Origin of the sequence: Galactobacter sp. (genome assembly GCF_022712295.1) — a bacterium.
In the GTDB taxonomy this organism is placed as follows: domain Bacteria; phylum Actinomycetota; class Actinomycetes; order Actinomycetales; family Micrococcaceae; genus Galactobacter.
Genome location: NZ_JALAGT010000148.1, coordinates 1 through 3,887 on the forward strand (window position 1 = coordinate 1; position 3,887 = coordinate 3,887).

At 67.1% G+C, this 3,887-nt stretch carries 5 protein-coding genes; 4 read left to right on the top strand and 1 reads right to left on the bottom strand.

The window, feature by feature from the left end:
- The coding region (locus tag Q0A15_RS10845) for a hypothetical protein (RefSeq protein ID WP_291279544.1) at positions 1-508 on the top strand (508 nt) is incomplete at its 5' end.
- A 132-nt stretch (positions 509-640) separates the two neighbouring features.
- On the opposite strand, the gene Q0A15_RS10850 is transcribed toward Q0A15_RS10845, so the two are convergent.
- Positions 641-1,402 (bottom strand): GntR family transcriptional regulator, encoded by a 762-nt coding sequence (locus Q0A15_RS10850; protein ID WP_291279545.1) that lies wholly within the window; start codon positions 1,400-1,402, stop codon positions 641-643.
- A 299-nt stretch (positions 1,403-1,701) separates the two neighbouring features.
- On the opposite strand from Q0A15_RS10850, the gene iolC reads away from it, so the two are divergent.
- The 3 genes from iolC to Q0A15_RS10865 form a co-directional block, all read left to right on the top strand.
- On the top strand, positions 1,702-2,673 hold the full coding sequence (gene iolC / locus Q0A15_RS10855) for a 5-dehydro-2-deoxygluconokinase (protein ID WP_291279546.1): 972 nt from the start codon (positions 1,702-1,704) through the stop codon (positions 2,671-2,673).
- Positions 2,673-3,560, top strand: coding sequence for a deoxyribose-phosphate aldolase (locus Q0A15_RS10860; protein ID WP_291279547.1), 888 nt, complete (start codon positions 2,673-2,675; stop codon positions 3,558-3,560). The genes iolC and Q0A15_RS10860 overlap by 1 nt, the downstream gene beginning before the upstream one ends.
- Before the next feature lie 116 nt (positions 3,561-3,676).
- Positions 3,677-3,887 (top strand): aldehyde dehydrogenase family protein (locus Q0A15_RS10865; RefSeq protein WP_291279548.1); only part of this gene is annotated, 211 nt, incomplete at its 3' end.

A 3,887-nucleotide genomic window follows, 5' to 3' on the forward strand; every position in this document is an offset into this window, starting at 1 on the left:
ATGGGGTATGAGCCAGGCCACCAGCGAACCCGTTCCGAAATCAGCCCTGTACCTCGCCGTGGCGCTCGTCGGCGCCGCGCTGGTCGCATTGCTTGCCCCGATACCCGGGGCAGTGAGCGGATTGGTGGCGGGGGCGAAGGGCGATAGTTACTTCGCCCCGGCGATGGTGCTCCAGCGCTATTGGTTCGAACCTCAGGGATGGTGGGCCGCCATCGGGTTCGCGGTGGCCCTGTTGATCTCGCTCGCCGTGGCTCGCGGCTCGGCTTCGAAGTTGTGGACCACGATCGGGTGCGTGCTCGTATATGTAGCCGCCGGCCTGGTCCACGAACAGGTGACCTTCCCCGGACAGCCATGGGGCACCGTGACGATGGCGCATCTGCACACGGTGTTGCTCTCCGACTTCAGTGCATGGATCGCTGCAGCCGTGGCCGCGGTGGCCCTGTTCCTCGTCGGGGTCGGGTCACGTTTCGATCCGGGGCGTCGGCCTGTTGTTGAGCGGCGGGTGTGAATGTGGAGCGGCGGTTGTGAGTTCGCAAGGTGCCGAGCCCCGGGGATGGCTTCGACCTTCCTCAGACTTTCCGTCGGCGCCCCATGGAGAATTCCCGCGGTCGTGACGGAAAGCCTGGGCGGCGGCCCGCGCTTACTTCGCGACCAGGCTCGTCTCGAACGTGTACATGTCCGGGCGGTAGCAGTGATTGCCATACTCCACGGCGCGGCCGGAAGCGTCGAAGGCGGTGCGCTCCATCGTGAGCACGGGGGCACCCTTCTCCAGGTCCAGGAGTCGAGACTCCTCGGCATGCACCCGGCGGGCTCCGATGCGTTGCTGGGCCACCTTGATGGTCACGCGACGCTTCCGCATGAGCTCATAGAGGCCGTGTTCGGTGAGGTCCTCGATGGAGAAATCCGCGATGTCGACGGGGAGGTAGTTCTCCATGACGGCCACGGGGACGTCGCCGGTGGAGCGCAGGCGGCGGAGGCGAACCACGTCGTCGCCTTGCCTGATGCCCAGTTGCTGGGCCACGCGTTCCGGTGCGGGCACGGTCTCGTGTGCCAACACCTCGGTGACCGGAGAAAGGTGTCCGCGTTGCATGTCCTCATAGAGGCTGGTCAGCTCGACCGGGCGGGAGACGGCACCCTGCACCACCTGCGTACCGATGCCGCGGCGGCGAACCACGAGTCCCTTGTCCACGAGTTCCTGGATGGCGCGGCGGACGGTGGGGCGGGAGAGGCCCAGACGCTCGCCGATGGAGATCTCGTTCTCGAGGCGGGTTCCGGCTGGGATCTCGCCGGAGACGATGGCCTGTTGCAGGCGGGTGGCGATCTGGAACCAGAGGGGGACGGGGCCGGTTCGGTCCAGGTCGGCGAAGACCTCATCGGACCACCAGGGCTTGTCCTGAGCCATCCACGCTCCTCCGCGTTCTGACGTATCGGTTGACTGACGTACCAGTGGCGCGGTGCTCCACTCGATCAGCAACACCACCCACGGTTTGTTCTGACAACTTTACCTCTTCGCATGGTGGCGGGTGTCACTATGACGCCGGGGGGGCCTGCGATTCATCACTCGCCATCGCGGCCAGGGTGTTGACGCGACTCCCCCGTTAGGTGCTATTGTCCTAACAAAGGTCGCGTGATGGGGCGCACACCGCTCCGGTCGGCCTGAAATCTTGATCAGACCGACACGGAAGCGAGGGACCTGACCTCATGGCAGACACGACCTTTGACGTTCTGGCCCTTGGGCGCCTGGGCGTCGACGTCTACCCCCTGCAGGACGGCCCCCTGGAACAGGTCACGTCATTCGGGAAGTACCTGGGCGGCTCCGCAGCCAACGTCACTGTGGCCGCGGCAAAGCACGGCCGCCACCCCGCCCTGATCTCCGGAGTGGGCAACGACCCCTTCGGCAACTACCTTCGCCAGGAACTCGCCCGCCTGGGAGTCGACCCCCGCTACGTGCGCACCGACGAGACCCTCAAGACCCCGGTCACCTTCTGCGCCATCCACGGCGCGGACGACTTTCCGCTCTACTTCTACCGCGAGCCCTCCGCCCCGGACCTGCAGATCCGCCCTGAGGAACTGGACCTGGACGCGGTGCGCGACGCGAAGATCCTGTGGTTCACGGCCACCGGCCTCTCCGAGGTACCCAGCCTGGACACCCACACCGAGGCCCTGCGCCACCGCACGGCGGCTCGCGCCGCCGACGCGAACGTTGGCCACACGGTGTTCGACCTGGACTACCGCGCCATGTTCTGGGAGTCCCCGGCGCAGGCCCACACCCGCATCGACGCGGCTCTGGACCACGCCACCGTCGCCGTCGGCAACCGCGAGGAGTGCCAGATCGCCGTGGGTGAGACGGAACCGCTGCGTGCAGCCGACGCACTCCTGGAACGCGGCGTCGAGATCGCCATTGTGAAGCAGGGCCCCAAGGGCGTGCTCGCCAAGACCGCGGACGAGACGGTGGAGGTCCCGCCGCATTTCGTCGAGGTCGTCAACGGTCTGGGCTCGGGCGACGCCTTCGGCGGCGCGCTCTGCCATGGCCTGCTCTCCGGCTGGGACCTGACCCGCATCCTCCGCTTCTGCAACGTGGCAGGCGCCATCGTCGCAACCCGCCGCGAATGCTCCACGGCCATGCCCACCACGGAGGAGATCGAGGCCGTACTGAAGGAAGAAGGCCACTGATGCCGCAGATCACCGAGCAGGCCTTCCAGGCCCTCCGCGACACCAGGGCCGCGGGCGGCGCCGGCGTCCGTGACGCCCTCAATGCCCGACGGCGCAGGCCCGTGTTGGGCGGGGACGGTCGCCTCTTCATCGTCGCGGCCGACCATCCGGCGCGCGGCGCCCTGGCCGTGGGTAACGACCCGACGGCCATGGCCGATCGCTACGACCTGCTGGAACGCCTGGCCGAGGCCCTGTCCCGCCCCGGCGTGGACGGCGTCCTCGGTACGCCGGACATCATCGACGACCTCGCCGCACTGGGGCTCCTGGATGACAAGGTGGTGGTCGGTTCCATGAACCGCGGCGGCCTGCGCGGGGCGAGTTTCGAGATGGACGACCGCTACACCGGCTACGACGTGTCCACCATGGTCTCCTCCGGCATCGACTTCGCCAAGACCCTGGTCCGGGTGGACCTCGATGACGCCGGAACGGTCTCCACCTTGGAAGCCACAGCCAACGCGGTCACCGAGGCCGCCGCGGCCGATCTGCCCATCATGCTTGAGCCCTTCATGTCCTCCCGCATCAACGGCCGCGTGGTCAACGATCTCTCCCCGGAGGCCGTGATCCTCTCCATCGGCATCGCCGCGGGACTCGGCGCCTCCAGCGCCAACACCTGGATGAAGCTGCCAGTGGTCCCGGAGATGGAACGCGTCATGCAGGCCACCACCCTGCCCACCCTGCTGCTGGGCGGCGACCCCGGTACGGACCCGGAGGCCACCTATGCCTCCTGGGAGAATGCGCTGGCCCTCCCCGGCGTCCGCGGGCTCACCGTGGGCCGCACGCTCCTCTACCCGCCGGACGGCGACGTGGCCTCGGCCGTGGACATCGCCGCCAAGCTGGTTCACCACTGATGGTTCGCCACTGAGTCGGCCCAACCAGCAACACGACCCACCTCTACCACCGGGACTCGTTCCCGAGCGCATCACGAACACCAGCGCAGACGAGAAGAAGTAAGAAGGTACACATCATGGCTTCCAACGAGATCCCCACGATTGGTCATTGGATCGACGGTGCTGTTGTCGAGTCCGGTTCTGGTAAGAGTTCTCCGGTGTTCAATCCGGCGACGGGTGAGCAGATCGCTTCTTTGGGTTTGGCGGACCAGGCGGAGATCGATCGGGCTGTGGCGTCGGCTCAGGCTGGTTTCCAGGTGTGGTCGAAGCTGTCGATCGCCAAGCGTC

Coding starts and splice junctions, on each gene's coding strand:
- Q0A15_RS10850 (WP_291279545.1), bottom strand. CDS start 1,402: ATGGCTCAGGACAAGCCCTGGTGGTCCGATGAGGTCTTCGCCGACCTG.
- iolC (WP_291279546.1), top strand. CDS start 1,702: ATGGCAGACACGACCTTTGACGTTCTGGCCCTTGGGCGCCTGGGCGTC.
- Q0A15_RS10860 (WP_291279547.1), top strand. CDS start 2,673: ATGCCGCAGATCACCGAGCAGGCCTTCCAGGCCCTCCGCGACACCAGG.